Origin of the sequence: Pseudomonas sp. ACN8 (genome assembly GCF_002303925.1) — a bacterium.
GTDB lineage: Bacteria > Pseudomonadota > Gammaproteobacteria > Pseudomonadales > Pseudomonadaceae > Aquipseudomonas.
The window spans coordinates 1-1,842 of record NZ_MRCS01000107.1 but is presented as its reverse complement, the minus strand read 5'-3'; the positions used below and the strand labels follow the sequence as shown (position 1 = coordinate 1,842).

The 1,842-nt window shown below is 58.7% G+C and carries 1 protein-coding gene; it reads left to right on the top strand.

What is annotated here, in order from left to right; all coding sequences use genetic code 11:
* Positions 1 to 459: 459 nt before the first annotated feature.
* A complete protein-coding gene (ltrA, locus tag BSF44_RS29090) occupies positions 460 to 1,752 on the top strand; it encodes a group II intron reverse transcriptase/maturase (RefSeq protein WP_095946421.1) in 1,293 nt (430 codons plus the stop codon).
* Positions 1,753 to 1,842: the final 90 nt, after the last annotated feature.

The window sequence follows — 1,842 nt, the reverse complement described above, 5'->3', positions numbered from 1 at the left end:
ACATGTGCGCCCAGCATGGGCGCAATCTTGCGGGTGAAAGTCCCGCCGTAAGCTGGCCACAGCGAACGAAGTGAAGCGCAACTGCATGAGGGCGACCGAGTGTGGGGAGGAAGCGTGGAGCGAAACCGTGAGCCGATGGACAAGAACCGGATACAAGGCGATGCCGACCAGGGCGAGCGGGCATGTAACTGCGAAGCTCTTGTGGTCAACGGGCGGCAACGTAAATCCGGCGGTTGTGCGGGGAAGGATTGCGTTCTTACCTGGGGAGATCTCGCCTCGTGCCTGAAAGGGTGACGGTGCAAACCGGAGCGAGAAGTCAGCAGAGGCCGTAGTAGTCTTTTTTTTTTTTTGACGAAGGGCCGAACGAGAGAAAGCGTTATAGGCCATGTTGATGCGAACGACCGGAAGTCAGATGCCTGCCAAACGCGGGGCGGATGTGAGGACACGAGCGGTGAAACCGTGAGAAGCCCCATCAGCGACGAGGTCAATCGCCCGCAAGATGAATCCGACAACGCAGGGCAAGGGCTGCTGGATCGGGCCTTTGCGAGAGAAAACCTGAAGCGGGCATGGAAGCGGGTCAAGGCCAACAAAGGTGCAGCGGGAGTCGACGGTCTGGACATTGAACAGACGGCCGAACATCTGCTCACTCAGTGGGCGGCGATTCGTGAACAGCTTCTGTCAGGTGTCTACCGGCCCCGTCCGGTACGCCGTGTGGTCATTCCCAAGCCCGACGGCGGTCAGCGCGAGCTGGGCATTCCGACGGTCACCGATCGTTTGATCCAGCAAGCCTTGCTGCAAGTCTTGCAGCCACTCCTCGATCCGACTTTCAGCGAACACAGCTACGGCTTTCGTCCGGGACGCAGTGCGCAGGACGCCGTTCTGGCGGCCCAACGTCATGTGTCCTCGGGGCGCAAAGTGGTGGTGGATGTTGATCTGGAGAAATTCTTCGACCGGGTCGACCATGACATTTTGATTGATCGTTTACGCAAGCGGATTACGAATCAGGCGGTTATCCGGCTGATTCGGGCGTATCTGGATGCGGGAACGCTGATCGATGGCGTGGTCGAGAAAAGCCGCTGCGGGGCGCCGCAAGGCGGCCCGCTGTCGCCGTTGTTGGCGAACGTGCTGCTGGACGAAGTGGATCGGGAACTTGAGCGTCGAAGTCATTGCTTTGTGCGCTATGCCGACGATGCGAACGTGTATGTTCGCAGCCGCAAGGCTGGGCAGCGGGTAATGGCTCTGCTAAAGCGTCTGTATGAAAAGCTGCACTTGAGCGTCAACGAGAGCAAGAGTGCAGTAGCGAGTGCGTTTGGCCGCAAGTTTCTGGGCTATGCCTTTTGGACGTCGCCCAAAGGCGTCCAGAGAACGGTAGCAGTCAAAGCGCGCAAGCAGTTCAAACAACGCATCCGCTGGTTTACCCGGCGCTCAGGTGGCCGCAGCTTGCAACAAGTTGTCGACCGATTAAGGCCCTACATGCTGGGCTGGAAGGGATATTTCGGCTTGTCGCAAACTCCCAGAATCTGGCGAGAGCTGGACAAATGGATACGACACCGACTACGAGCAATCCAGCTCAAGCAATGGCGGCGTAGTTCAACGATCTATCGAGAGCTACGCAAGTTGGGTGCAAGTGAGGTTACCGCTCGCAAAGTGGCGGGAAACTCTCGCTGCTGGTGGCGCAATAGCGCTCTTGAACTCAACCGAGTGCTCGATATAGCGTGGTTCGACAGAACGGGTTTACCGCGTCTCTCCTGACCTCAATCTCTCGAACCGCCCGGTGCGGACCCGCATGCCGGGTGGTGTGGCAGGGGAACGGCCTGTGAAGGCCGTCCCCTATGCCGATTC